The following is a 26,301-nucleotide window of genomic DNA, read 5'->3' as shown; positions in this document are numbered from 1 at the left end:
ACACAAGCAGGAACGGCTTTATTGGCACAGGACGCGGCAAAACCGGCCATTCTCTGGTTTCGCAAGGACTTGCGCCTTGACGACAACCAGGCTCTCAATGCAGCCGATCTCTCCGGCCGGCCGGTCATCCCCCTCTATATAAACGAGCCCACGGCAGGCACCGGTCCACTGGGCGCTGCGCAAAGCTGGTGGCTGCACCATTCGCTGGAAGCGCTCGACAGGTCGTTGCGCAAGCAGCAGGGAGGACTGGTGCTTGCCAGCGGCGAGGCCCTCGAGGTGCTCTGCGCTTTGATCAGGGAGAGTGGTGCCGAAGCCGTCTTCTGGAACCGCCGCTACGATCCATCCGGAATCGCCATCGATATCCAAATCAAGCACGAACTGGAAAAGCAGGCGATCGAGGCGAGAAGCTTCGGCGGCCAGCTGCTGCACGAACCTTCCCGGCTGCTGACCGGCGCCGGCACACCCTATCGCGTCTACACGCCTTTCTGGCGGGCGCTGGAGGCCGCCGGCGAACCAGAGCGGCCGCTCGCCGCGCCTGCGAAACTAAGGCTGGCCTCGCAGCTTCTAAAATCCGAAAGGCCGGAGAGCTGGAGACTGCTGCCGACGAAGCCGAACTGGGCGAAGGGTTTTGGCGATCTCTGGACGCCGGGCGAAGAAGGTGCGCAGCAGAACCTACGTGACTTCGTCGAGGAAGCGCTCGATGGCTACAAAGAGAACCGCGACTATCCTGCGAAGCAAGCGACATCGATGCTGTCACCGCATCTGGCACTTGGCGAGATCTCCCCTGCCCGTATCTGGGATGCGACACGCGGTCTTACGAGCCAAGTGCCGGCGGCCGATATCGTGCATTTCCGCAAGGAGATCGCCTGGCGCGAATTTTCCTATCACCTGCTTTTCCATTTCCCGCAGCTTGCCTCTGAAAACTGGAACAATCGATTCGACGGCTTCGAATGGCGCAACGACGATGACGATTTCAACGCGTGGCGCCGGGGGGTGACCGGCTACCCGATCGTCGATGCCGGCATGCGCCAGCTCTGGCACCATGGCTGGATGCACAATCGCGTACGCATGATCGTCGCCTCATTCCTCATCAAGGATCTGATGGTCGACTGGCGCCGGGGCGAGGCCTGGTTTCGCGACACGCTGGTCGATGCCGATCCCGCCAACAACGCCGCAAGCTGGCAGTGGGTGGCTGGCTCAGGAGCCGATGCCTCACCGTTTTTCCGGATCTTCAATCCGGTGCTGCAGGGCCAGACCTTCGATCCGGACGGTGACTATATCAGAGCTCATGTGCCGGAGCTTCGAGAGCTCGGGGCAAAATACATCCATCGGCCGTTCGAAGCGCCAAAGAGCATGCTCGACGAGGCAGGCATCACGCTTGGCCAAACCTATCCGAAACCGATCGTCGACCACACGCGCGCGCGCAACCGGGCGCTCGCCGCCTACAACGCCACAAAGGACGCCACATGAACGCGCACTTGCGTCCTGCTCCCCGCCGGCTGAAGATCGCCATCATCGGCTCCGGCATCTCGGGCGCCTCCGCGGCCTGGGCGCTGTGTCAGGTACACGACGTTACGCTCTACGAGAGCCAAGCGCGGGCGGGCGGCCACACGGCGACGGTCGACGTCGATTACGATGGGGTTCGGATTGCGGTCGATACCGGCTTCATCGTCTATAACGAACAGAATTACCCAAATCTGACGACGCTCTTTGCCGAGCTCGGCATCGCCACGCATGCAAGCGACATGAGCTTTTCGCTCTCACTCGACCGCGGCAGACTGGAATGGTGCGGCGGCGGGCTGTCTTCGATCTTCGCACAGAAGCGCAATCTGCTGCGGCCGTCGTTCCTGTGGATGATTCGTGAGATCCTGCGCTTCAACCGCACCTGCCTCGAAGACCGGGCGGCCGGCCATCTCGCCTCCCGTTCGATCGGCGATTATCTCGACTGGCGCGGCTTTTCGCCGGGTTTCACCAACAACTATCTCCTGCCGATGGCGGCGGCCATCTGGTCGACGCCGTCCGCCCGCATGCTGCAGTTTCCCGCCGAACATTTCGTCAATTTCTTCGACAACCACCGGCTGATCTATCGCCGGCAGCACCAGTGGCGGACGGTGACCGGCGGCAGCCGCACCTATCTCGACCGGCTGCTTCAGCCGCTCGGCGAACGGATGAAGCTTTCCTGCGGCGTGCGCAGCGTGCGCCGCTCCGCGAGCGGCATCGCGATCATTGACGATACGGGCAGCGAACACGCCTTCGACAAAGTGATCTTGGCTTGCCACAGCGACCAGGCAGCCCGCCTGCTCGTCGATGCTACCGACGGGGAAAGGAGACTGCTTGCCGCCATCCCCTATCAGCCAAACCGCGTCGTCCTGCACCGCGACGAAGCCCTTATGCCGCAGCGGCGCAAGGTCTGGGCTTCGTGGAACTATCTGCGTTCCAGCCGCGTAGATGGAAAGGCAGGCGTGGCCGTCACCTACTGGATGAACAGGCTGCAGGGCATCGACGACAATTTTCCGCTGTTCGTGACGCTCAATCCGGATCGTGAGCCGGACCCCCGCAGGGTTTTTGCGGAATTCGCCTACGAGCATCCGCAATTTTCGACCGAAGCGGTGAAGGCGCAGCAGGCGCTTGCCGCCATTCAGGGAGAGAACAATTGCCATTTCGCCGGCGCCTGGACGGGATATGGATTTCACGAGGATGGCCTCGTTTCCGGCCTGGCGGCAGCGGAGGCGATGGGCGGCATCATCCCCTGGCGGACGGTCCGAACCTGGGAACCTCAACCGGATGCAACAGCATGAGAGGACGCGGCGAAAAGCGTGGCATGGACACGGTGGCCAACGGCCCGCCACCGGATGCGGCGGCAGCACTCTATGTCGGCGACATCATGCATCAACGGATGAAACCGTTCGGCCATCGCTTCCGCTACCGCGTCTTCTCGCTGCTTGTCGATCTTGATCGGCTCGATGAGGCGGACCTGGCGTCGATGCTGTTTTCCGTCAACAGAGGCAATCTCGTGTCGTTTTACGAAAGGGACCATGCCGATGCCGGCAACACGCGACTACGCATCTATGCCGACCGGCTGCTGACCCAAGCGGGGCTCGATCGTGCCGACAGGATCCTGCTCGTCTGCTATCCCCGAATTCTCGGCTATGTCTTCAACCCGCTCTGCGTCTACCACGCCTATGATGCCGGTGGCGCACTCGTCGCGATGATCTACGAGGTGCGCAACACCTTCGGCGAGCGGCACAGCTATGTCTGTCCCGTCGGCCGCGGCGAGATGTCGGAAAGCGGGCTTCGCCAGAGCTGCGAAAAGCTCTTCCACGTCTCGCCCTTCATCGGTGTGGTGGGGCGCTATCATTTCCGCATCTTGCCGCCCGGCGCGGAAATCCGCTGGCGAATCCTCGAAACCGACAATGAAGGCCCGCTGCTTTCGGCGACGTATTCCGGGCGACAAGAGCCCTTGACCAGCGCCTCGCTGCTAAGGCTGACGGCGTACATACCTTTCCTCACCGTCAAAATCGTGGCCGGTATACATTGGGAAGCGCTGAAACTCTGGCTGAAAGGCGCGCGCTATATCAGGCGTCCGGCCCCGCCGCCTGAAGTCAGCATCCACCAGCCCTGCCCGCTTGCAGACGCGGCGGAATGACATTAGCTTTCGATGTAATGGCCGGAGGCCGCCCGAACACATCGTCACGGATGTATCGTCGCCCCTAACCGGCAAAAAATGCTGGAGGAGGAGAGATGAGTAAGGCGCAGGACTGGAATCTGCTGGCTCGTGATGCGGTGACGCTGACGGCCGAAAACATGTCCCGCATGGTGAAAGGTCTGCCCTTCAAGGCAAAGCTGGCTGTGCGCGGACTTCTGCACATGCAGCACGGTTCGCTCGCCGTTACCCTCCCCGACGGCCGCAGACTGTTGGTCGAGGGCAGGAAGGCCGGTCCAAAGGCGGCGCTCAGCCTCCACAACTGGAATCTTGCCTATCGGGCGCTGACGAGCGGCACGATCGGGGTTGCCGAAACCTATATGGACGGCGATTGGGACAGCCCCGACATCGCCGCCTTCCTTGAACTCTTCCTCGTCAACGGCGAGGCCGTCTACAGCTATGCGCATGGCAAGGGCGGCCTTGGCCGCCTCTTCGAGCGCGTCCGCCATTGGATGAACACCAATACCAGGACGGGCTCGAAGCGGAACATTTCCGCCCACTACGATCTCGGCAACGATTTCTACAAGCAATGGCTCGATCCGAGCATGACCTATTCCTCGGCACTCTATTCGACCGGGGCCAACGACCTGCAATCGGCGCAGAATGCCAAATACCGCGCGCTCGCGGAGGCGACCGGCATCGGGCCTGGGGATCACGTGCTGGAGATCGGCTGCGGCTGGGGTGGTTTTGCCGAATTCGCAGCAGGCGAGCTAAATTGCAAGGTGACCGGGCTGACGATCAGCCGCGAGCAGCTCGCTTTCGCCGAGGAGCGCATCCGCAAAGCCGGCCTCGGCGACCGCGTCGAGTTCCGTTTCCAGGACTACCGCGACGAGACCGGGCTCTATGACCGGATCGTCTCGATCGAGATGTTCGAAGCAGTCGGCGAGAAATACTGGCCATCCTATTTTTCCAAGCTCAGGCAATGCCTGAAGCCGGGCGGCAAGGCAGGCCTGCAGATCATCACCATCCAGCCAGAATCCTTCGACCAGTATCGCAGCAATCCCGACTTCATCCAGAAATATGTCTTTCCCGGCGGCATGCTGCCGACGCGCAACCATCTGGCCGAACTCGCCGGCAAGGTCGACCTGTCGCTGGACAAGGATTTCGGCTTCGGGCTCGACTATGCGCGCACGCTTGCCGAATGGCGCGAGCGCTTCTGGTCGGTCTGGGAGCGCATCCGCCCGATGGGCTTCGACGAGCGTTTCAAGCGGCTCTGGGAATTCTACCTGTTCTATTGCGAGGCCGGCTTCCGCGCCCGCAATATCGATGTGCGCCAAGTCGTGTTCTCGCGCCGGTGATCATTCCGCTAAATGCGGCGTCACCGAATGGTGACCAGTCAATGGCGGCCGCTCCCGCCAGCCGGTCACTCGGTTCACCAGCGTGAAATAAGCACCATAGGGGAGCAGGCGCGCCAGTTTCAGCATGGTTGTGAAGCGCTTCGGGAACGTGATCTCGAAGGCCCGCAATTTCAGCCCGGCGGCAATCTGCCGGGCGGCGTCTTCGGGCGACACCAAGGCCGGCATCGGAAAGGCGTTCCTCCTCGTCGCCGGCGTATCGACGAAGCCTGGGCTGACGAGCTGGATGCGGATGCCGATCTTGTCGAGATCGAATTTCAGGCTTTCGGCCATATTGATCAGCGCCGCCTTGGTGGCGCCATAGGCCGCACCCGTAGGCAGGCCGCCATAGCCAGTGACGGAGGAGACGATGGCGATCTGCCCCTGGCCTTTCGCCTTCATATGGCCGATCGCCGGCAGCAGACAGTTGACGACGCCGGAAAGATTGACGGCAAAGCTTTTTTCGAAATCGGCGCGGTTCAGGTCCTCGGCATGGACCGGCAGGTAGACGCCGGCATTGAGGATCGCCATGGCGAGCGTGCCATGCTCATATTCGATGGAGGCCATGACATGTTCCATGTCCTCGGCATCGGTGACGTCGCCGTCGAGAACCACGATACTGCCGGAAAGACCGCTGGCTTCGGCCTGCAGCTCGACCAGCTTTTCGTGACGTCTGGCGGTAACGGCGACCTTGTATCCTTCGGCCGCGAGCTTCAGCGCAAGCGCCCGGCCGATCCCGGAACTTGCCCCGGTGATCCAGACGATTCCATGTTCGGGACGGGCGATGAAATCATGCATCACATGTTCCTCCGGCTCTGCCTGACCAACACGAAAACAGGTCCGGAAGTTCTCTGCGTCTCCCGGATTTATGGCTCTATCACACCATTGTGGCTGCTTTCAGCCGATCAGGTCGCCGATCATCTGACGAAAGGATCCCGTCAGTCTGACCGGCCCGTCCGAAACGGCAAAGGCGATGCAAGGCCTGTCCTTTTCGGCGACCGGTCGGTGGTCGACCGTCTCGTCGGCGATGGAGATGTCGCCGGGGCCGAAACGGCCGCGTTCATCGTTGAAGGCGCCGTCGAGGATGAGGATGAGTTCCATGCCTTTGTGGGTATGCGCCGGCAAGGCACGGCCCGGGCGGATCCACATCAGGTTGACCTCGCAGCCGTCCATATCGAAGCAATATTCCTTGAAGCCCGGCAAGCGCTTGCGCCAGGGCACATCCTCGACCTCGCAGCCGACGAGATCGCGCAACGCTTGGGGAAACAGTACGTTTTCCGGCCGCGCTGCCGCACGTGGCACAGAGACGGGAGGCGCCGAGGAAAAGATCGCCGAAAGCCGCCGGTCGCGATCGGCAATGGCAGCAACAGGCGCGCTTTCCAGGGCCTCCCCGGCCAGCAGCTCGAGGCTTTTGACCAGGCTGCGATTATCCGGCGTCATTTCGAGATGGGACCGCACCAACACACGCGCCGGCTCAGGCAAGGAGCCGGCGACATAATGCGCCATCAATGCATCGATCGTATCGATCTGCTCGTGAATCATGCCGGTTTCGGTCACGCCCTGTTGCCGCGCTCCGTTTTCGCTTTGTCGTCATCCGTACGGGGAAAGTCAATCTTCGGATCACTCCGCGCACGGTGGGATTGTCGGCTACGCGTCATTTCAGGGGAGGAAGGCCAAATTTTATCGTGCCCGACAGAGGCGTGGAATAGCATTTCTTGCCAACTCAGCCTTGTGAAGGGAAAAGACCGTTCCTAAAGTAAGAGTTCGAATAGAGGCAGATTCCATGACCTTCCACCCTTCCGTCCTCGAAGCCATCGGCAACACGCCCCTGATCAAACTCAAGGGTGCGTCGGCGGCGACCGGCTGCACCATTCTCGGCAAGGCGGAGTTCCTGAACCCCGGCCAGTCGGTGAAGGATCGCGCCGCGCTCTTTATCATCCGCGACGCAGAGCGGAAGGGCCTGCTTCGGCCCGGCGGCGTGATCGTTGAAGGCACGGCCGGCAACACGGGTATCGGGCTGACGCTGGTCGCCAAGGCGCTCGGCTACCGCACCGTTATCGTCATCCCGGAAACGCAGAGCCAGGAAAAGAAGGACGCTCTGAAACTGCTCGGCGCCGAACTCGTCGAGGTGCCCGCCGTTCCCTACAAGAACCCGAACAACTACGTGAAGGTTTCCGGCCGGCTCGCCGAGCAGTTGGCGAAGACCGAACCGAACGGGGCGATCTGGGCAAACCAGTTCGACAACGTCGCCAACCGGCAGGCGCATATCGAAACGACCGCCCCAGAGATCTGGAACGATACCGACGGCAAGATCGACGGCTTCATCTGCTCGGTCGGTTCCGGCGGCACGCTGGCAGGTGTCGCTACCGGCCTCAAGGCTTTCAAGGCAGACGTCAAGATCGGCATTGCCGATCCCGATGGCGCCGCTCTCTATGAATTCTACCAGAACGGCGCGCTGAAATCCGAGGGCTCCTCGATCACCGAGGGCATCGGACAGGGCCGCATCACTGCCAATCTCGAAGGCTTCACCCCCGATTTTTCCTATCGGGTGTCCGATGCAGAAGCGCTTCCCTATCTTTTTGATCTCGTCGAAAACGAGGGCCTGTGCCTTGGCGGCTCGACGGCGATCAACATTGCCGGCGCGGTCAATCTCGCCCGGGATCTAGGCCCCGGCCACACCGTGGTGACGATCCTCTGCGATTACGGCAACCGCTATCAGTCAAAGCTCTTCAACCCGGACTTCCTGACGTCGAAGGGGCTGCCCGTTCCAAGCTGGATGGCCGCGTCACCCGATATAAACGTTCCCTACGAGCCCGCGTGAGATCCCATGCCCGTCAATGCCCTCTATCGTGACGACTTCTATCTTTCGACATGCGAGGCGGTCGTCACCGCCGTTCACGAAGATGGGGGCATCGAACTGGACCAGACCTGCTTCTATGCGACATCCGGCGGCCAGCCGGGTGATACAGGCGAGCTTGAACGCGCCGACGGCACCAAGATCGCCCTTGGCCAGACGAAGCACGGTCCGAGCAAGGATATCGTCATCCACGTGCCACTTGAAAACGAGCCGAAGCCCGTGGTCGGCGAGACGCTGGTGCTGCACCTCGACTGGCTGCGCCGCTACAGGCTGATGCGCATGCACACGGCCTGCCATCTGCTCTCAGTCGTCTGCTCCTTTCCGATCACCGGGGCTGCCGTCGGCGAGGAGGAAAGCCGCGTCGACTTCGACATGACCGAGACGATCGACAAAGACGAAGTCACGGCCAAGCTGATGGAACTGGTCGGTCAGAACCATCCGGTCACCCTGCAATGGATCACCGACGAAGAGCTTGCGGCCAATCCTGATATCGTCAAATCGAAGAATGTCCGCCCGCCGATGGGGCTCGGCCGCGTCAGCCTCGTCTGCATCGGCGAGAACTCGTCGATTGACAGCCAGCCCTGCGGCGGCACACATGTTTCCGAGACTCAGGAAGTCGGGCAGATCCACATCGCCAAGATCGAGAAGAAGGGCAAAGAGAACCGGCGCTTCCGCATCCGCTTCGGCACGCCCGGCGACGAAGCCTGACCATCAAGGGAGACCACAATGAGTGAGACCAAGAGCCGTTTCGTCGTGTCGGCCGACTGGCTGCAGGCGGAACTCGGGAAGCCGGACCTGCGCGTGCTGGACGCCTCCTTCTATCTGCCGGCGCAGAAACGCGATGCCGATGCCGAATATGCGGCCGGTCATGTTCCCGGTGCCATCCGCTTCGACCAGGACAAGATCGCCGACCACTCGACGTCGCTGCCGCACACGATCCCCTCGCCTGACTATTTCGCCGCCGAAGTCGGCCGGCTCGGCATCAGCGAAAACGATCGGATCGTCGTCTATGACGGCATTGGCCTGTTCGCCTCGCCGCGCGTCTGGTGGCTGTTCCGGGTGATGGGCGCGAAGAACGTCTTCGTGCTCGACGGCGGTCTCGACGGCTGGAGGGCCGAAGGCCGTCCGCTCGAAAGCACCGCACCCAACTATGCGCCAGCGAGTTTCACACCTGACTTCGACGAGAGCCGGGTGGTGACGCTCGATAGGATGCGTGATATCGTCTCGAGCGGTGCGATGCAGATTGCCGATGCCCGCAGCGCCGGCCGCTTCGCTGCTGCCGAGCCCGAGCCGCGCGCCGGCATGCGCTCCGGCCATATGCCGGGCGCCCGCAGCCTGCCCTCCGGTGCCTTCGCGAACCAGGGCCGGTTCAAGTCGCTGCCCGAACTGCGACAGACCATCGAGGATGCCGGCATCGATCTTTCCAAGCCTGTCGTCACCTCCTGCGGCTCAGGCATCACCGCAGCAATCATCACGCTGGCGCTGGAATCGCTCGGCCATCACGACAACAAACTTTACGACGGCTCGTGGAGCGAATGGGGCAGCCGTGACGATACGCCTATCGTCACCGGCCCGCCGACGCCGGTCAAAGCCTGATCGCCATGGGGAAAACACCCGCGTCGCTCAAAGCGCATATCACCCGGCTGGAAATGACGGCGCCGCCGAAGGCGAGCATGCCGGTGCCCGTCAATATCCAGACGGCGATCATGCGCGCTCCCGAGATCCCCTTGCCCTTTTACCGCTATCTGTACCGGCAGGTCGGCGCGCGCTGGCAATGGGTGGACCGGTTGCGCATGAGCGACGAGCAGCTTGCCGAGACGTTGAACGACAAGCGCAACAATATCAGCGTCCTCTACGTCAACGGCGCGCCCGCCGGCTTCTACGAATATTTCTGCGAGGACGAAGATACGATCGAGCTCAGCCATTTCGGCCTGATCGAACACGCGCTCGGCCTCGGCATCGGCAAATGGTTCCTGCTGCAGGCGCTCTACGCCATCTGGTCGCTCAATCCGAAGCGGGTCACCACCACAACAAACAACCTCGACCACCCGCGTGCGCTACAGCTCTACCAGATGTACGGCTTCTCGCCGGTCTCAACCGGCACCGGCATTGTCCGGCCGCTGAGCGACAAGGAGCTGCTGGAGATGGCGCGGAAAAGCTGACGGATGCTTATCCGACCCTGCCGAAGTGGCTTAAGTTTCGTCTCTGTTGTTGGAAGATTTCGAGGACTTGCCCTTGTCAGGCCAAGCGGAACGAAGCGCGTTCCAAAAATCCACCAACAACAGAATCAACCGGACGTCAGGTGCCTCCCTCACAAATTGATCGAGATCCGTCCGGCTATTCTTTTGTTCGTCTTTCACGGCAAACCACATGATTCAAAATTAACCGGATCGCAAACTCCGCGTTTTCCGACAATTTGACGTCCACCAGTGGTGTTCCATGCGATCGCCACCACGCTTCAGCGCGCAAGAAACGGGTGGTTTGGGCGAAGGCCCGGGTGCAATTTCATGGCGATCACAAAGGAGATTTGCCGTGACCGCCATTCGTTTTGCCGCCATGCCGACCACTGACGCTGAACATCTCTGGAGCGGTGGCCGCGACGCCTATGACAACCTGCCTGAGACGGTGGTTTCCGACGGTGACGGCAACCCTTGCCGCCACTGCCTGGGGAATATCGAAGAAGGCGAGGAGTTTCTGGTTTTCGCCTACCGGCCGTTCCCGGAGCTGCAGCCCTATGCCGAAACCGGGCCGATTTTCCTCCACAAGCAGCCCTGCCGACGCTACGCCGCCGAGGAGATCCAGCCGCCAATGTTGACGATGAGCCCCGACTTCATCGTCCGCGGCTATAGTAAGAACGACCGCATCGTCTATGGCACCGGCTCAGTGACTGATATCGCCAATATTCCGGCCTACGGCGAAAAGCTGCTGGCGCGGCCCGACATAGCCTATGTGCACGTGCGCTCGGCGCGCAACAACTGCTTCCAATGCCGGATCGACAAGGTAAAGACGCCGGTTCTTGCAGAGACCGGCGCCTAACCTATAGTCAGCTAGCTTACGCTACGTTCAGCACGCTTTCCGGCGCGAAAGCCTCGTAGCCGAGCGCCTCGGCGACCGGCTTGTTGGTGATGCGGCCCTTGTGCACGTTGAGGCCGTTCCGCAGATGTTTGTCTTCGGCGATGGCGCGCAGGCCGCGATCGGCAAGCGCCAGGCCGTGGACCAGCGTGGCATTGTTCAGGGCATGCGCCGAGGTGACCGGTACCGCGCCCGGCATGTTGGCGACGCAATAATGAACGACGCCGTCGACCTCATAGGTCGGATCGGAATGGGTCGTCGCATGCGAGGTCTCGAAGCAGCCGCCCTGGTCGATGGCGACATCGACGATGACCGAGCCTTTCTTCATGCCGGATAGCATTTCGCGGGTGACGAGCTTCGGCGCGGCGGCACCTGGGATCAGCACGGCGCCGATAATGAGATCGGCCGTGAAGACTTCCTCCTCCAAAGCCTGGATGCTGGAATAACGCGTGTGGATGCGGCCTGCGAAGATATCGTCGAGCTGGCGCAGGCGCGGCAGCGACCGGTCGAGGATGCTGACATCGGCGCCGAGGCCGGCGGCCATCCTGGCGGCATGCAGTCCGACGACACCGCCGCCGATGACCGCGACCTTGGCCGGCAGAACGCCGGGCACGCCGCCGAGCAGGATGCCGAGGCCGCCATTGGCCTTCTGCAGGGCGGTGGCGCCCGCCTGGATCGACAGGCGACCGGCAACCTCCGACATCGGCGCCAGCAGCGGCAGGCCGCCGCGTTCGTCGGTCACCGTCTCATAGGCGATCGCGGTGACGCCGGAGGCGATCAGACCCTTGGTCTGATCGGGATCGGGGGCCAGATGCAGATAGGTGTAGAGAAGCTGACCGTCGCGGAGCTGCGCCCATTCGGAGGGCTGCGGCTCCTTCACCTTGACGATCATATCGCATTTTTCAAAGATATCCTTGGCGGAGGCGGCGATCTTCGCGCCAGCCGCAGCATAGGCGCCGTCATCGGCGCCGATGCCGGCGCCCGCCTTGGTTTCAACCCAGACCTCATGGCCATGGGCAACATATTCACGCACCGAAGCCGGCGTCAGGCCGACACGGTATTCATGGTTCTTGATTTCCTTCGGGCAACCGACACGCATTTGCGTTCCTCTCATGTCATCCGCAGTCGCGGATTTCCTCGGACACTGAATCCAACCACCAAGGGCGTGAAATGTCCTTGCAAAGACGATTTGCGAAGAGGCGATTTTTCGGTGATTATTGCGTACGCTCTATATTTTTTCGAAGGTTCTTCGAATGGCCGATCTGGATACCATCGATCTTGCGATTCTTAAGGTGCTGCAGGCCAATGCCCGCATCACCAATGCCGAGCTTGCCGAAAGGATCGGCCTGTCGCCTTCGGCCTGTTCGCGCCGGCTCGACATCTTAGAGCGAAGCGGTGTCATCGGCGGCTACCATGCGCGGCTTTCGCATAAGGCGCTCGACTACAAGATGATCGCCATCGTGCATATCTCGCTGTCCGGCCAGTTCGCCAAGACGTTGGCCGAATTCGAGGCAGCGGTGAAACTCTGCCCGAACGTGCTCGTCTGTTACCTGATGTCGGGCGAATACGACTATATCCTCAGGGTCGCCGCCCGCGATCTCGAGGATTATGAGCGCATCCACCGCGATTGGCTGTCGGCCCTGCCCCATGTCGTCAAGATCAATTCGAGCTTCGCGCTCAGAGAAATCATCGACAAGCCGAATGTCGGGCTTTGAGCCCTTGCATATCCACGGAAAGCCTGCCCAGACTTTCGGTGCGCGCGGGCGTTTCCCGTTCATTGGCATCTGATGACATCGAAGACCCAAGGCTATATTTTCGTCCTGCTGGCGATCACCATCTTTTCGCTGCAGGACGCCATCTCGAAACATCTGGCAGCGACCTATCCGCCGATCTTCGTGACGATGATCCGCTATTGGGCTTTCGCGCTGTTCACGATCATCCTCGCCTCGAAGATGCGCGGCGGCATCAGGGCGACGGCCCGTACCAAACGCCCCATGCTTCAGGTGACGCGCGGCGTGCTGCTTGCCGTTCAGGTGGTTTTGGCCATCACTTGTTTTGCCGTGATCGGCCTTGCCCGCTCACAAGCGATCTTTTCCGCGACGCCGATCCTGATCGCACTGCTGTCGATGCCGATCCTCGGCGAGCGGGTTGGCTGGCGACGATGGATTGCAATTGGCGTCGGGCTTTTCGGGGTTTTGCTGATCCTGAAGCCGGAAGGCGAGTTTTTCGATGTGAAACTGCTGCTGGCCATTATTTCCTGCTTCAACTTCGCCTTCTACGTCATCGCCACGCGTCTCGTCAGCCGCGACGACTCGTCGATGACGAGCTTCTTTTATACCGGCGTCATCGGCGGCATCACGATGAGCATCATTGGCCCGTTCTACTGGAGCTCTATGTCGCCTGGAGACTGGGGCTGGATGGCGCTGGTCTGCATGACCAGCATTTCCAGCCACTATTTCTTGATCCGCGCCTACGATCTCCTCGATGCCGCCGCGGTTCAGCCGCTGACCTATCTGTCACTGGTCTACGCCTCGATCATCGGTGTGACGATCTATGACGAAACGCTCAGTATCAACACGATCATCGGCTCGATCATCGTCGTTTCCGCCGGGATCTTCACCATCTGGCGCGAGCATGTGGTGGGGCGCAGGACGGCCACAGCCAACTGACGTTTCACTGCAATTTTAGCCAAGCCCCTAAAACCATTTCAATTTTCGGGCGCTATGCTCCCTGGCTGTATCAGGGGAGAACATATGACCCGCAACTTGAAAATCACGGCCCGTAAGGCCGACCGGAAAAACTGCCGCGTCTTCGGCAGCGTCAAATATCTGAACAGCGAGGTGGATGCCCGTATCCTCAACCTGTCGGCGACCGGTGCCGCATTGGAGATGAAGACGCCGCTCCATGCCGCATCCGGCAGCAAGGTCCGTATCGAGGCTGAAAACCTTGGGATGCTCGAAGGCATCATCCGCTGGAAGCACAATGGCCGTGTCGGCATCCAGTTCGACGTGAATTCGAATGCGCGGGCGCAGGTCTCCTCCTATTTCCGCTTTTTCCATAAGGAAATACGGCCGGTGCTGGCGGTACGCCAACTTAGAACCCATACCAACGGCGATCGCCCACCTCATTTGGCGACGTTGACTCTGAAATCGTAAGGCTGCAGCGCTTCTGCGCCGCAGGGCGGCCGAGATCGCGTCAGTCGCTGCGCTTGGCACTGGTGCCGAGCGCGCGTTGGAATCGGGTCGCCTTTCTCCGCGATTGTTTTGCCGTCCTGTCATTTTCGCAGTGTACTCCTTGTCAATTCGTCCTAATTCTGACGGGCCGGACGATGCATGATCTTTGAAGGAGAGTTCGATGTCTTCCATTTTCGACGTTGGCGTCATGAGCCGCCGTTCCCTGCTTGGCGGGCTTGCCGCCACTTCCGCCCTGGTGCTGCTGCATCCCTTCAGCGCACGCGCCAGCGCCAACCAGGCGCATCTCCGGCTGATGGAAACGACGGATATTCACGTCAACGTCTTCCCCTATGACTATTATGCCGACAAGCCGAACGACACGATGGGCCTGTCTCGCACCGGAACGATCATTGACGGCATCCGCGCGGAAGCCGTCAATTCGCTGCTGATCGACAATGGGGACGTGCTGCAGGGCAATCCGATGGGCGACTACATGGCCTATCAGCACGGCATGAAGGACGGCGACGTCCATCCCGTGATCAAGGCGATGAACACGCTCGGCTATACGGTGGGCACGCTCGGGAATCACGAGTTCAATTACGGGCTCGACTTCATGTTCAAGGTCCTATCAGGTGCAAACTTCCCCTTCGTCTGCGCCAACCTGACCAAGGGCCAGCTCGCCTCGGACCCGAGGCAGGACGATCTCTTCTTCAAGCCCTACCTTATCGTCGAAAAACAAATCAAGGACGGCGCCGGCAAGGAGAGCCCGGTCAAGATCGGCTTCATCGGCTTCGTACCGCCGCAGATCATGCTCTGGGATATCAAGAATCTCGAAGGCAAAGCGCAGACGCGTGACATCGTCGAGGCCGCCAAGGCCTGGGTTCCCGCCATGAAGGAAGCCGGCGCCGATATCGTCATCGCGCTTTCCCATTCCGGCATCGACGGAGCCGCGCCGTCCGAAAAGATGGAAAACGCCTCGCTGCATCTGGCCGCCGTCGATGGGATCGACGCGATCTTCACCGGCCACCAGCATCTCGTCTTCCCCGGCCCGAAGAGCTGGGATGGCATCGCCAATGCCGACCCCGTCAAGGGCACGCTGCACGGCAAGCCCGCGGTGATGGCAGGCTTCTGGGGTTCGCATCTCGGCCTGATCGACCTGCTGTTGGAAAAAGACGGCAACAGCTGGAAGATCGTCGACTTCACCGCGGAAGCCCGGCCGATCTATCATCGCGACGACAAAAAGAAGGTGGTTGCCGATTACGCCGACAAGAAGGACGTGGTCGACGCCGCCAAGGCCGAGCACGAGGCAACGCTTGCCTATGTGCGTACCCCCGTCGGCAAGACGTCGGCGCCGCTCTATTCCTACTTCGCGCTGGTCGCCGACGATCCCTCGGTGCAGGTCGTCTCCCAGGCCCAGACCTGGTACATCAAGCAGATGCTGGCCGACACCAAGTTCAAGGATCTGCCGGTGCTTTCGGCGGCGGCCCCCTTCAAGGCTGGCGGACGCGGCGGCGCCGACTACTACACCGACGTTCCGGCCGGCGATATCGCCATCAAGAACGTCGCCGACCTCTATCTCTACCCGAACACGGTGCAGGCCGTTGCCATCACCGGCGCACAGGTAAAGAACTGGCTCGAAATGTCGGCCGGCATGTTCAATCACATCGAGGCCGGCTCGAAGGACGCACCGCTGCTCAACAACGACTTCCCGTCCTACAATTTCGACGTCATCGACGGCGTGACCTATCAGATCGACCTGTCGCAGCCGCCGAAATATGATTCGTCCGGCAAGGCGATCAATCCGGATGCCAACCGCATCCAGAATCTCGCCTTCGACGGCAAGCCGATCGATCCCGCCCAGAAATTCGTCGTCGTCTCCAACAACTACCGCGCCGGCGGCGGTGGCAATTTCCCGGATATTGCCGCGGACAAGGTGATCTTCCAGGCGCCGGATACCAACCGCGACGTCATCGTCCGCTACATCCACGACCAGGGCACGATCAATCCGACGGCCGATGCGAACTGGACCTTCAAGCCGCTGCCGGGCACGACGGCGACCTTCGAGAGCGGCCCAAAGGCGAAGCAGTTCCTCGCGGCGGTCAAGAGCGTCAAGATCGAGGATGCCGGCGACGGCGCCGACGGTTTCTCGAAGTTCAGGCTGGTGCTTTAAGTGGAAAGAGATGCCGGCGAAGGCGCGCTCGCGCCTTCGTCATTCGGCAGCGAGCGGCGTTTCGGGTTCACGCAATTCTGCGATCTCAGCATGGAAATCGGCTTGGCTCGGGCAAGCCGAAAGCCGCGTGCGGAACGCGTCGATCATCCAGGCAGCCGCAGGTCCCGGCGGATTGGCGAGCTGGCGCATCGAATAGATGGCATACTCGCCCTGTTCGTAGGCGTCCAGATCGAGATGGACGAGCGCGCCGCTGCGAAGATCGTCATGCATCACTGAGGCAGGAAGACCGCCCCAGCCAAGGCCGGCCTTGATGAGCTGATGCTTCGTGGCAATGTCGCTGACGCGCCATGTCTTGTAGGACAGAACGTTGAAATCGCGCCCCTTCGTCCGGCCCGACGCATCGGTGACGACGAGCTGCACTTCCTCGCGCACGTCGCCGAGCGTCAACGGCCGGTCGATCCCAGCAAGCGGGTGATTGGGTGCGGCAACCGGCAACATGAAGGAGTGGCCGATCCGCTCGGTGACGACCGAATCATCCTGTTTTAGGACTGCGCCGCCAATGCCGATGGTCGCCTTGCCGCTGAGGACGAGGTCCATGACCACGCCGAGCTCACCGACATTGAGGTTTAACAAAACGGACGGAAACCTTTCGCGAAATTCGTGCAGGACATCGACCACGGCCCGGGAAGGCACCATGACGCTGATGGCGACGGACACCTCCGCTTCAAGCCCTTCCCGCAAGCTCTTGACGCGCGCTCGCATCACCTGCAGGTCGCCGAGTATGCGCCGCGCATCCTCCAGCATCGCCTTGCCCGCCTCCGTCAGCTTCGGCTGGCGGGCGCCGGAGCGCTCGAAAAGCGCCACCTCGAGCTGCGCCTCCAGATTGGCAATCGTATAGCTGACGACCGACTGCGCACGGTTCAGCGCCCGCGAGGCGGCCGAAAAGCTGCCGGTCTCGGCAACGGTCAAAAACACCTGCAATTGGTCCAGGGTCGGGTTCGGAAGCATATCCATCCATTCCATCGATAGTTTCGATCGACATTATCACCGTTTTTTCGATAGCAGGCCAGACCTATTTTCCTCGTCGACACTGCGGCTCACCTCCCAGCAACGGGCCGTCAAATCCAATTCGAAAGGAAATGCACCATGTCGTCCATCCTTCTTCTGACGTCCAGCCCGCGCGCCGACTCGCTCTCGACGCCGATCGCCGTCGACCTCGCTGAAAAGCTGAAGAGCCAGAACCCAGGTAGTGTTGTCGTTCGCCGCGACCTTGCCGCCAATCCGTTGCCGCATATCGATGACCTCTTCACCGGCGCAATCCGCAAGCCGGCCGAAGCCCGCACTGCTGAGGAGGCAGCCGCCGTCAAAACTTCCGACGAACTTGTCAACGAGCTGCTTGCCGCCGACACGATCGTCATCAGCACCGGTCTCATCAACTTCAACATCTATTCGTCGCTGAAGACCTGGATCGACAACGTCGCCCGCGCCGGCCTGACCTTCAAGTACACGGAAAGCGGCCCGGTTGGCCTCGCGACCGGCAAGAAGGTTTATGTGGTGCTCGCCTCGGGTGGCGTCTACTCGCAAGGACCGGCATCCGCCTTGAACCACGCCGTGCCCTACTTGAAGTCGGTGCTCGGCTTCCTCGGCATCAGCGATATCGAGACCATCTATGTCGAAGGCCTGGCCTTCGGTCCCGAAGCTGCCGAAAAGGCCATCGACGCCGCCAAGTCGCGCGTCCAGGAAATCGCGCTGGCCGCCTGATCGGCTTCTAATGCTCGCATGGAACGGCCGGCAATTGCCGGCCGTTTGTCATTGGTCGATACCGGCGACAAAATCCCGGACCGTCTCCAGGATTTCGGTCGAGAGTTGCTCATCGGAGGAAATCCTGGAAAGGCCGACGCCGCCGGCCATCATCGCGAAGGCCATGATCGCCTTGCGTCGCCGTTCTCCCTCGTCCGCTCCCGCAGCCTTGCTCGCCAAAGCCTCAAAATTGCGCCTGAGCCCATCGGTGGCGATCGCCCGCGCCTTCTCGCCGCTGCGGGCTATATCGGAGGTCAACGCCGCAAATGGGCAACCGTCGCCGGGGTTGTCGCGATGATAGACACTGACGTAACGATCGGCGATATCGGCGGGCTTCATCGCCGCCGGATCCACACCCTCGGCCGCCAGCCTGCGTCCCCACGAATCGAAAGCGGACTGAATCGCCTCGGCGACGAGATCGTCGCGGGAGGCGAAGTGCTTGTAGAAGCCGCCGACGGTCAGCCCGGCCTCCTTCATCAGGTCGGCGACGCCGATACCTTCGAGCCCTTCCTCGCGCAGCCGCTTCGACGCGGTCTCGACGATCTTCTCGTGCGTCTTCTGTTTCTCCAGCTGCGAACGCCCCATCGGAATCTCCCGGCACTAAATTCGAATGAGCATGATGTCGGCCGAAAACCGCTTACACTTTTCGGCATCATGCTCCTTGACTCGCATGGATTACAGTCATAATCCTTATAGATAACGATCATAATCCAGATCGTTAGCAATTCCAAGAGGAGCATGAATCATGCGTCTAAGAAACAAGGTCGCGCTGATCACCGGCGGAAACAGCGGTATCGGTCTCGCCACCGCCAGGATCTTCATCGATGAGGGCGCCAGGGTGGTGATCACCGGCCGCAATCCGGAAACGCTGGCCGCGGCCGAAAAGGCGCTTGGGGCCGGCGTGCTGGCACTGAAGGTCGACGTCACCGATGCCGCTGCCACCGAGAAGGCCTTTGCGGAAGCCGCGGCAAAGGTCGGCAAATTCGACATCGTCTTCGCCAATGCCGGCATTGGCGGCGCGACGCCGCTCGGCGAGACGTCGCCCGCGCAGTTCAACCAGATCATCAGCACCAATCTGACGGCGGTTTTCTTCACCGTGCAGGCGGCCCTGCCGCATTTCAACGACGGCGCTTCTGTCATCCTCAACGGTTCGGTGCATGCCGTGCTCGGCGCCCCCGGCTGGTCGGCCTATGCGGCGACCAAGGCTGCGGTCCGGGCGTTGACGCGGAATATGGCCTCCGAGCTCGCGCCCCGCGGCATCCGCGTCAACCAGGTGACACCAGGCGGCACGAAGACGCCGATCTGGTCGCCGATGGCACCGACGGAAGACGCGATGTCGGCGCTGGAAGCCCGCATCGGCGGGATGAGCCCGCTCGGCCGCATGAGCGAAGCTGACGAAATCGCCAAGGCAGCACTCTATCTGGCCTCGGATGACGCGGCCAATATCACCGGCATCGAGATCACCGTCGATGGCGGCATGACGAGCGCCCCGTCCGGCGCCAAGATCTTCCGCGCGGCTTAAGCGAGTTTCACCACCCCGGAACGGCCGACGACGCAGTTGCGGCCGCTCTTCTTGGCAGCATAAAGCCGGCCATCGGCGGCCGCCAGCACGGCGGTAAAATCGACACCGTCCTCGTCGGCGGTCGCAACGCCGATACTGACCGTGACCGGCCGGTCATCCGGCGTCTTGACGCTGGTGGCGATCGTCCAGCGCAGGCGCTCGGCAAGGAGCAGACCTTCCTCGTGGTCGGTGCCCGGGCAGATGGCAACGAATTCCTCGCCGCCGAAGCGGAAGACGCGGTCGCTCGAGCGCAACGTCGTGCCCAATCGGGCGGCGATCGCCTTCAGCACCTCATCGCCCTGGAGATGGCCGTAGCCGTCATTGACATCCTTGAAGTGATCGGCGTCGAGAATGAGGACGGTGGCGAATAGCCCCTGCCTCAATGCCTCGCGCACCATCAGCGGTGCTTCAACTTCCATGCGCGTGCGATCGTAGACGCCGGTGAGCATATCGCGGCCGGTGCGCTCCAGAAGGTCGTTGTAGCGCTCGCGGAATGTCAGGTCGCCGAACACGTCGCTGATCGAACGTGCCGACACGCTGGCCCCGCCCCGGCGAATACGATATTCGTAGATCGCAAACATCGCCGCATAAAGGCAGACGGCCAGCATTTTCGCCTTCCATCCGGCCCAGAATGCAGCGATCGGCACATCCAGGAAATAATTCAACGCGGCAAAGAAGCCGATCTGGTCGAAGGTCAGCAGCACAAATCCGGAAATCAGGAAGCGCAGCACGACGCGCCGGCGGAAGAAATCGCCGAGTTTCTCGTAAAGCAGGATGATGCCGAGTGAATCGACATAGAGCAACGCCGTGCCCCAGACCATCAGCCAGCCCATCTCTTTGAGGAAATCGACATCGGGCGTGTGGTTGGGCGACATTTGCAGCGGCAGGTGCAGCTGCAGCACCCAGGCGATGCCGACGGTCAGCAGGTTGCCGAGGAACAGGCCGTAGATCGGCTGACGCACCGTGGCGGCATCCTCCTGCCGGTAAAGCATCAGGATCATCATCAGCTTGCCGGAGAAGAAGACCGATGAACCCGGCGACACATCGCCGAACGGCAACGAGACGTAGAAGACCGCCGCCAGATAGGTTTCCATGAAATGCATGACCCCGAGCGCCGTCAGGAAGACGCCCAGACCGAGCCGATGACGGAAGTGCAGAAGCGTGACCATCAGCGAGAAATAGGCGACGGCTTCGACAGCGAAGAGCGCGAGGTTGAACGTCTCCATCACCTCTCCCCAGCTTCAAGCCGGCGCGGTCGGCGGCGCGCGGACGCGGCGATCGCGACAGCGGATCCTTTGGTCGATCGTCCGAAAAAGTCAAACACGAGGGCGGCCCTGCACATGCTGCAGGCGATACCTTTGACCGCAATCCTTTAAGAATGCGTGAGCACGATTGCGCGCGCCGGAGAAGCATCCGGCTCACAGGATTGAAAAACAAGAATAATTGCGGCCGACATCCGGCCGATCCGGCAGATCCCGATTTCAGACCTGACGAAGCTTCTCGCCGTCACCAAAGAGCGACGAACCATGCTGATCAATGATCTGCTGCGCCTTGCGCACAGTGCATTCGAGCGCATCATCGGAAGAGCTAAACAGATCGGCGCGGATGAAATTGCGTACCAGCACCTCGTCGCCGACCTTCTTTTCGATGCGGCCGGCAAGACGATATTGGCTGCCTTCCCTACGCGGCTCCGCGTAGATCGTGCAATCATTGTAAAGCTGCGGCTCGCCGGAAGGGCCGGCCGCCTCCGAGGCGGGTTTGCTGCCGCCGGAGAACATCGAAAAAATATTTGAAATGAACGAAGCCATGCTGCGCCTTTAGCACGGCGATATCGTCGTCGCCAAGTTAAATGATCAGATTGGCGAGGATCTCGTTTTCGGTGATATCCTCGTAACCCATGCCGGCGGCTTCGAAATTTCCGATCAGCCTGGCGAAATTCTCCGGCGCCTTGGTTTCGATGCCGATCAGGATCGAGCCGAAATTGCGCGCTGATTTCTTCAGATATTCGAAACGGGCGATATCGTCGTCGGGGCCGAGCAGATTGAGGAAATCCCTGAGCGCCCCGGGGCGCTGGGCAAGCCGCAGGATGAAGTATTTCTTCAGCCCTGCGTAACGCATGGCTCTTTCCTTTACGTCAGGCAGACGCTCGAAATCGAAATTGCCGCCAGAGACGACGGCGACGATGGTCTTGCCGCGGATCGCTTGGCGGTCCATCGCGGCGATCGCCGTCAGCGACAATGCGCCGGCCGGCTCCAGCACGACGCCCTCGACATTCAGCATCTCCTGAATGGTGACGCAGATGGCGTTCTCCGGCATCAACTGCACTTGGCTTGCCGGGAAATCGCAAAGAGCGGCGAAATTCAGGTCGCCGATCCGGGCAACGGCGGCGCCGTCGACGAAATTATCGACCTTGGCAAGCGTCGTCACCTTGCCGGCCTCGATACTGCGCCTCAGGCTCGGCGCGCCGGCGGGCTCGATGAAGACGAAAGCCGATTTCGGCACGGTGCCGTGGAGATAACCGGTAATGCCGGCTGCAAGGCCGCCGCCGCCGACCGGCAGGACGACCATATCAGGCACCGTTCCCTCAGGCAGTTGCTGCATGATTTCAGCGGCGACGGTCGCCTGTCCCTCGATGATGTCGGCATGGTCGAAGGGCGGCACCATGACGCCGCCGATTGCCTCGACATGGTCGCGCGCGGCGTGGTAGCATTGGTCGAAGAAGTCTCCGAACAATCGGATGGTGATGAATTCGGCGCCGAACATGCGCGTCTTGTCGATCTTCTGCTGCGGTGTCGTCACCGGCATGAAGACGACGCCCGGCACGCCGAAATGGCGGCAGACGAAGGCGAAGCCCTGGGCGTGATTGCCGGCCGAGGCGCAGACGAAGGTCTTGCCGACCGCTCCCTGCCCGATCGCCTTGCGGAAGAAATTGAAGGCGCCGCGGATCTTATAGGAGCGCACCGGCGACAGATCCTCGCGCTTCAGCCAGATATCGGCCCCGTAGCGCGCCGACAGATGATCGTTGAGTTGCAGCGGTGTTGCCGGAAAAAGGCTGCGCATTGCTTCTTCGGCGCTTTCGACATCAAGTCTCGTCACGGGCGTGGTCCATTCTCATAATTACAGCGCCGCTATGGCATAGGCCGACCGGCAAAAGAAAGCCCGTTTCGGCCATTTGCGGTTCGCCGCCAGCCCTGTTTGCGAAAGCCTTTCTTAAGCCCACCGCAAAATTGGCGGCACATGAACTGATTTTAACTGTCAATGAAAACGCCAGCCACTAATATAAAGCCATGATCACGTTCAACTTCGCAAAACCACTCGCCTGGCTGCTGCTCGCCGTCATCCTCTTCGTCACGGTTTCGCCGATCGGGCTGAGGCCGGAGACCGTTACGACGGTCGACACCGACCGCGCAGGCGCTTATGTTCTTCTCGGCCTCGCCTTTGCGCTCGCCTATCCGAAACAGTGGAAATTGGTGGCCGTGCTGCTGATCGCTGGTTCCGTCGCCATCGAATATCTGCAGTACCTTTCGCCGACGCGCCATCCGCGCCTGCATGATGCCGGCATCAAGGCAATGGGCGCCGCCTTGGGGCTGCTCGCCGGCTGGGTGATCAACAGGTGGCGCGCGACCAAAGCGCCAGATACGCTTCCTCTCGCAGAAAGCTGATTATCCCGGACTAGAACCCGCGCAGCTGCACGGCCCAGAAAAACAGTGGTATTGCAGCGATCGCAGTTCCCAGAACAAGCGCGACACTGGTCTTGAAGATCCGGACGCGCCGAACCCTAGCCCCACTCCAATCGTAAACCATCGTCTTACTCCCAGAAGACAACACTTACTCAACCGCCGCGGCGCAATCCTTGCACCGAAAATGCCCCCGTCAAGCAATAGAACGCATATATCCACAATATACATGCATATTCAAACGATATTGTGAAGCTGGTCCGGGGCGACTGGAATCGAACCCGTATGACCGAGGCCGATAGATTGTCGCTGAAACCCGGTACACTTGATCGGCATCGAAAACGACTTTGACAGTGCATGCCTAGTGCTCGACGGCGAGCAAGTCAATTTCCGCTCGCCGCCGTCTCGCGCGTTTCCACATAATTCTTTCGTCGGAAGCCGAATAAAATCATGCGAAATTCAGAGTGTTGCAGGTCTATTTCGCGTCTGACGTAACCGCGCTATAGCACTCCACTAGCCGTCATAATGGCCGGAGAACGCCGCCTCTGCCGACTTGACGGTGACTGCCAAATTCACGCCCTTTGTGACCGTCGCGCCGGTGGCGCGAAGATCGGTCACCACTTTCAAGCCACCCGCCTTTGGGGCCGGGAGCGGCAGTACTGTGCCGGCGTCCAGATCAGCGACCCAGAGCCCGTCTTGACCTTCAACACTAATAACAACAACTGTAGCCATGTTTTTGCCCTCTAACGATTGATGTTTAAAATCCAGCTTTCTTCAGGCCTTCACGATAAAGATCTTTATGCCATTGCTCTTTACTTGGAACTGCAGACAACCACTTGTCCACATCGAAGTCCGGGTTGCCTTCACGAAACCTTCGTACAAAGACCCGCGCCTTGTCCTGATGACCCAACATGGCCCAACTTGCGGCGGACAACCTGTCCGCTAAATTGGGGTCGGCCATCTGCCCGATATAGTCCAGCGAAGCTTCGAATTCGCCGAGGGCATAGTTTGCTCCCGCAGCAGTCCAGAAATAGGTATCGGGACCGAGGGGGTTCAGCTCGATTGCCCGCTCGATCTTTCGCAAGGCCATGGCGGGGAGCGAACAATGAACCAACGTGTCCGCGTAGTCGGCAATCACGTCGGCATAGTGTGGCGCAAGGCTTTCTGCAATTTCCATTGCTTCGGCGCTTTCATCAAACGCGCCCTGCAATAGTTTGGCAACACCGAGCTCGCGATAGCCATCGGCAAAGTCCGAACGCATCTCGGTGGCCTGCTTTGCGAAAGTCTCAGCCAATTGCAAAAGATCGATATCACCTCGGGCCGTCAACAACCATTCCTTGGAGTAGGTGCGCGCCATAGAACTCTGCGCCGGCGCGAAATCGGGGCTTTCGCTGAGCGCGGCCTTCATTTCCTTGCGGGCGCGCCGCAGGTTCGGAAGTGTCAGCCGCGCCAGGTGCCGCCTGCCGACAAGATATCGATGGTAAGCGATCGGGTTCAGATCTTCGCGCAACGCCTCATGGCGCTCGATTTCGCTGGACACGGAGAGAGCGATCTGCCGGGCAACAACTCTCCTGTCTCTGGCGAGATCCATACGATCGAGGCTGAACCTTTCGGCCCAAACTATTTGATTCTGATCGAAAAAGATCAGCTGGGCGAACAGGGTCACTTCATCGCCGGAATTGCTGATCCGGGTGTCGAGGATATAGTTGACGCGATGCCGTTCAAAGAAGGCTTTCTGCGTCTCCACCTGGTGGCCGATCTGAACCGCCGAATACGGGGCTATGACCTCCAGGCTGTTGAAGACGCAAAATCCGATCGTGATATCCTCCACCAACGATGCGGCTAGAAAACCAGCTTGAGGCCGAACGGATTGGTTCCTGGGCGGAAGCAGCACCAAGCGGGGAATGGCAATGCTGATATCTTCGGGCTCAAGGGGAAGCGCCGCGTCGAGTTTCGCCTTTGACGACATGGATGTCGGACGGAGAGGTTTTGCATCACCGTCATCGGATCCGGTGCGCGGGGCGATGCCTTTCGAAGTCGCACTACGCCGCTGTTCGAAATAGTTCCGGAGGGATTCAACTTCCTCTTCCGCGTTGAATATCCGGATGAGCAATTGCAGCGTTTCCGGATCCCTCGGCTCCGTCCGAAACAGGATAACCGCTGCCTTCCTCAGGAGTTCGGATTCCTTTCCCGACTCGGCCAATCGGGACGCCGTTCTCAATGTATTTGCGAGAAACTCGATATGGTAGTTTTCCCGTTCGGCAAGCCACCGCTGAAACTGACGGCTATGGCTGTGAACCGCCCCCAGAAAAGGCTGGTTCATCAGTTTCACCAGCTGTCTCAGTCGGGCAAACGGCTCAACCTCGTCCTCCTGGTTCGATAGCAGAATGTCGGAAGACAGAGACGCCCGTTCAAGGGTGAGTATGTTGCCCTTTGATGAAAGGATGTTTACCCCGAGATCGATTTGGCGGGCCTTAATGCGCGAAATCACCTTGCGTAAAGTCGAAAGTGCAACGTCCCTGTCGGCCTCGCCCCATAGTAAGCGAGCCAAGGTCGTTCGATCTGCCGAACCTTGATCGGTTGTGAACAAATAGGCGAGAAGCAGCAGGCCTTTCTCGGGAAACGCAACAGCGTTCCCATCTCCGTCAACGAGCTGCAACGTCCCGAAGGTCTTCAGAACAAAAGCCATTTTGCCGTTTAGTCACCACATGTCCCGGCATTCACAATGAAAAGTGAAGTGCACGTATTGCAACAGTAGAAATCGCAAACACTACCCCTGCCAGTACTTTGTCCCAATGTCCTGCGAAATTCAACAAGCTTGTGTCGCAGGGGTTGTGCCAAGTTTTCTACGCTGACTCGCATAATGTTCGCAGTCGACCGTCGCGCCCTCGCATATCGGCAAGATAAATCGGAAAATTCGTGCCGTATCGTTGCTTTTCAAAGCTCTAATCAGC

The 26,301-nt window shown here is 60.5% G+C and carries 26 protein-coding genes; 16 read left to right on the top strand and 10 right to left on the bottom strand.

Annotated features, from left to right (window positions below):
- The first annotated feature begins 21 nt into the window (after positions 1-21).
- The 4 genes from HJB82_RS03500 to HJB82_RS03485 all read left to right on the top strand — a co-directional run bounded on the left by HJB82_RS03500 (position 22) and on the right by HJB82_RS03485 (position 5,001).
- A complete protein-coding gene (locus HJB82_RS03500; RefSeq protein ID WP_221139588.1) occupies positions 22-1,470 on the top strand; it encodes a deoxyribodipyrimidine photo-lyase in 1,449 nt (482 codons plus the stop codon).
- Entirely contained in the window at positions 1,467-2,798 is a 1,332-nt protein-coding gene (locus tag HJB82_RS03495) for an NAD(P)/FAD-dependent oxidoreductase (protein ID WP_207583928.1), read from the top strand. Before HJB82_RS03500 ends, HJB82_RS03495 begins: the two co-directional genes overlap by 4 nt.
- Positions 2,795-3,646 carry a DUF1365 domain-containing protein gene (locus tag HJB82_RS03490; protein WP_207583927.1) on the top strand — a complete coding sequence of 284 codons (852 nt, stop codon included), beginning with the start codon at positions 2,795-2,797 and terminating at the stop codon, positions 3,644-3,646. The genes HJB82_RS03495 and HJB82_RS03490 overlap by 4 nt, the downstream gene beginning before the upstream one ends.
- A 95-nt stretch (positions 3,647-3,741) precedes the next feature.
- A complete protein-coding gene (locus tag HJB82_RS03485) occupies positions 3,742-5,001 on the top strand; it encodes a cyclopropane-fatty-acyl-phospholipid synthase family protein (protein WP_221139587.1) in 1,260 nt (419 codons plus the stop codon).
- Here HJB82_RS03485 and HJB82_RS03480 read toward each other — a convergent pair whose 3' ends face one another.
- Positions 5,002-5,835 (bottom strand): SDR family NAD(P)-dependent oxidoreductase, encoded by an 834-nt coding sequence (locus HJB82_RS03480; protein WP_207583925.1) that lies wholly within the window; start codon positions 5,833-5,835, stop codon positions 5,002-5,004.
- A gap of 99 nt (positions 5,836-5,934) precedes the next feature.
- Positions 5,935-6,594, bottom strand: a complete 660-nt coding sequence (locus HJB82_RS03475; protein ID WP_221139586.1) for a ChrR family anti-sigma-E factor — start codon at positions 6,592-6,594, stop codon at positions 5,935-5,937.
- Positions 6,595-6,820: 226 nt separating this feature from the next.
- Between HJB82_RS03475 and HJB82_RS03470 the strand changes: the two genes are divergently transcribed.
- From HJB82_RS03470 to HJB82_RS03450, 5 genes are all read left to right on the top strand, one after another.
- Positions 6,821-7,858, top strand: a complete 1,038-nt coding sequence (locus HJB82_RS03470; protein WP_221139585.1) for a cysteine synthase A — start codon at positions 6,821-6,823, stop codon at positions 7,856-7,858.
- Between the two features lie 6 nt (positions 7,859-7,864).
- A complete protein-coding gene (locus HJB82_RS03465; RefSeq protein WP_207583922.1) occupies positions 7,865-8,602 on the top strand; it encodes an alanyl-tRNA editing protein in 738 nt (245 codons plus the stop codon).
- An 18-nt stretch (positions 8,603-8,620) separates the two neighbouring features.
- On the top strand, positions 8,621-9,490 hold the full coding sequence (sseA, locus tag HJB82_RS03460; RefSeq protein WP_207583921.1) for a 3-mercaptopyruvate sulfurtransferase: 870 nt from the start codon (positions 8,621-8,623) through the stop codon (positions 9,488-9,490).
- 5 nt (positions 9,491-9,495) lie between these two features.
- On the top strand, positions 9,496-10,056 hold the full coding sequence (locus tag HJB82_RS03455; RefSeq protein WP_207583920.1) for a GNAT family N-acetyltransferase: 561 nt from the start codon (positions 9,496-9,498) through the stop codon (positions 10,054-10,056).
- Between the two features lie 370 nt (positions 10,057-10,426).
- Positions 10,427-10,930 (top strand): DUF1203 domain-containing protein, encoded by a 504-nt coding sequence (locus HJB82_RS03450; RefSeq protein ID WP_221139584.1) that lies wholly within the window; start codon positions 10,427-10,429, stop codon positions 10,928-10,930.
- Between the two features lie 16 nt (positions 10,931-10,946).
- Here the strand turns inward: HJB82_RS03450 and ald are convergent, their stop codons facing one another.
- Entirely contained in the window at positions 10,947-12,065 is a 1,119-nt protein-coding gene (ald, locus tag HJB82_RS03445) for an alanine dehydrogenase (RefSeq protein ID WP_207583918.1), read from the bottom strand.
- A gap of 154 nt (positions 12,066-12,219) precedes the next feature.
- Between ald and HJB82_RS03440 the strand changes: the two genes are divergently transcribed.
- The 4 genes from HJB82_RS03440 (at position 12,220) to HJB82_RS03425 (ending at position 16,309) form a co-directional block, all read left to right on the top strand.
- Positions 12,220-12,681, top strand: a complete 462-nt coding sequence (locus tag HJB82_RS03440) for an Lrp/AsnC family transcriptional regulator (protein ID WP_207583917.1) — start codon at positions 12,220-12,222, stop codon at positions 12,679-12,681.
- A gap of 72 nt (positions 12,682-12,753) precedes the next feature.
- Positions 12,754-13,635, top strand: a complete 882-nt coding sequence (locus HJB82_RS03435; protein WP_207583916.1) for a DMT family transporter — start codon at positions 12,754-12,756, stop codon at positions 13,633-13,635.
- A gap of 84 nt (positions 13,636-13,719) precedes the next feature.
- Positions 13,720-14,121: a PilZ domain-containing protein gene (locus HJB82_RS03430; protein WP_221116295.1), complete on the top strand. Its 402-nt coding sequence runs from the start codon at positions 13,720-13,722 to the stop codon at positions 14,119-14,121.
- 199 nt (positions 14,122-14,320) lie between these two features.
- Positions 14,321-16,309: a bifunctional 2',3'-cyclic-nucleotide 2'-phosphodiesterase/3'-nucleotidase gene (locus HJB82_RS03425; RefSeq protein WP_221139583.1), complete on the top strand. Its 1,989-nt coding sequence runs from the start codon at positions 14,321-14,323 to the stop codon at positions 16,307-16,309.
- Positions 16,310-16,348: 39 nt separating this feature from the next.
- Here the strand turns inward: HJB82_RS03425 and HJB82_RS03420 are convergent, their stop codons facing one another.
- The gene (locus tag HJB82_RS03420) at positions 16,349-17,317 is read right to left on the bottom strand and encodes a LysR family transcriptional regulator (RefSeq protein ID WP_207584296.1); all 969 of its coding nucleotides are present in this window, start codon (positions 17,315-17,317) and stop codon (positions 16,349-16,351) included.
- 138 nt (positions 17,318-17,455) lie between these two features.
- Between HJB82_RS03420 and HJB82_RS03415 the strand changes: the two genes are divergently transcribed.
- Complete coding sequence (locus tag HJB82_RS03415; protein WP_207583913.1) at positions 17,456-18,070, top strand: FMN-dependent NADH-azoreductase; 615 nt, start codon at positions 17,456-17,458, stop codon at positions 18,068-18,070.
- A 48-nt stretch (positions 18,071-18,118) separates the two neighbouring features.
- On the opposite strand, the gene HJB82_RS03410 is transcribed toward HJB82_RS03415, so the two are convergent.
- The gene (locus HJB82_RS03410) at positions 18,119-18,694 is read right to left on the bottom strand and encodes a TetR/AcrR family transcriptional regulator (protein WP_207583912.1); all 576 of its coding nucleotides are present in this window, start codon (positions 18,692-18,694) and stop codon (positions 18,119-18,121) included.
- A gap of 160 nt (positions 18,695-18,854) precedes the next feature.
- Here HJB82_RS03410 and HJB82_RS03405 point away from each other — a divergent pair, with 160 nt between their 5' ends.
- Positions 18,855-19,631 (top strand): SDR family oxidoreductase, encoded by a 777-nt coding sequence (locus HJB82_RS03405; RefSeq protein WP_221132681.1) that lies wholly within the window; start codon positions 18,855-18,857, stop codon positions 19,629-19,631.
- Here the strand turns inward: HJB82_RS03405 and HJB82_RS03400 are convergent.
- The 3 genes from HJB82_RS03400 to ilvA all read right to left on the bottom strand — a co-directional run bounded on the left by HJB82_RS03400 (position 19,628) and on the right by ilvA (position 22,766).
- Positions 19,628-20,899 carry a diguanylate cyclase gene (locus HJB82_RS03400; RefSeq protein ID WP_221132682.1) on the bottom strand — a complete coding sequence of 424 codons (1,272 nt, stop codon included), beginning with the start codon at positions 20,897-20,899 and terminating at the stop codon, positions 19,628-19,630. The two genes, HJB82_RS03405 and HJB82_RS03400, sit on opposite strands and share 4 nt — an antisense overlap.
- Positions 20,900-21,151: 252 nt before the next feature.
- Positions 21,152-21,478: an HlyU family transcriptional regulator gene (locus HJB82_RS03395; RefSeq protein ID WP_164009152.1), complete on the bottom strand. Its 327-nt coding sequence runs from the start codon at positions 21,476-21,478 to the stop codon at positions 21,152-21,154.
- A 37-nt stretch (positions 21,479-21,515) separates the two neighbouring features.
- On the bottom strand, positions 21,516-22,766 hold the full coding sequence (gene ilvA, locus HJB82_RS03390; protein WP_221139582.1) for a threonine ammonia-lyase: 1,251 nt from the start codon (positions 22,764-22,766) through the stop codon (positions 21,516-21,518).
- Positions 22,767-22,957: 191 nt separating this feature from the next.
- Here ilvA and HJB82_RS03385 point away from each other — a divergent pair, with 191 nt between their 5' ends.
- Positions 22,958-23,332, top strand: coding sequence for a VanZ family protein (locus tag HJB82_RS03385; RefSeq protein WP_207583907.1), 375 nt, complete (start codon positions 22,958-22,960; stop codon positions 23,330-23,332).
- 528 nt (positions 23,333-23,860) lie between these two features.
- Here HJB82_RS03385 and HJB82_RS03380 read toward each other — a convergent pair.
- Both HJB82_RS03380 and HJB82_RS03375 read right to left on the bottom strand, forming a co-directional pair.
- Positions 23,861-24,079, bottom strand: a complete 219-nt coding sequence (locus tag HJB82_RS03380) for a hypothetical protein (RefSeq protein WP_207583906.1) — start codon at positions 24,077-24,079, stop codon at positions 23,861-23,863.
- A gap of 25 nt (positions 24,080-24,104) precedes the next feature.
- The gene (locus tag HJB82_RS03375; protein ID WP_207583905.1) at positions 24,105-26,036 is read right to left on the bottom strand and encodes a hypothetical protein; all 1,932 of its coding nucleotides are present in this window, start codon (positions 26,034-26,036) and stop codon (positions 24,105-24,107) included.
- Positions 26,037-26,301: the final 265 nt, after the last annotated feature.

Origin of the sequence: Rhizobium sp. NZLR10, from assembly GCF_019685125.1 — a bacterium.
Lineage (GTDB): Bacteria > Pseudomonadota > Alphaproteobacteria > Rhizobiales > Rhizobiaceae > Rhizobium.
This window is presented reverse-complemented; position numbering and strand designations above follow the sequence as displayed.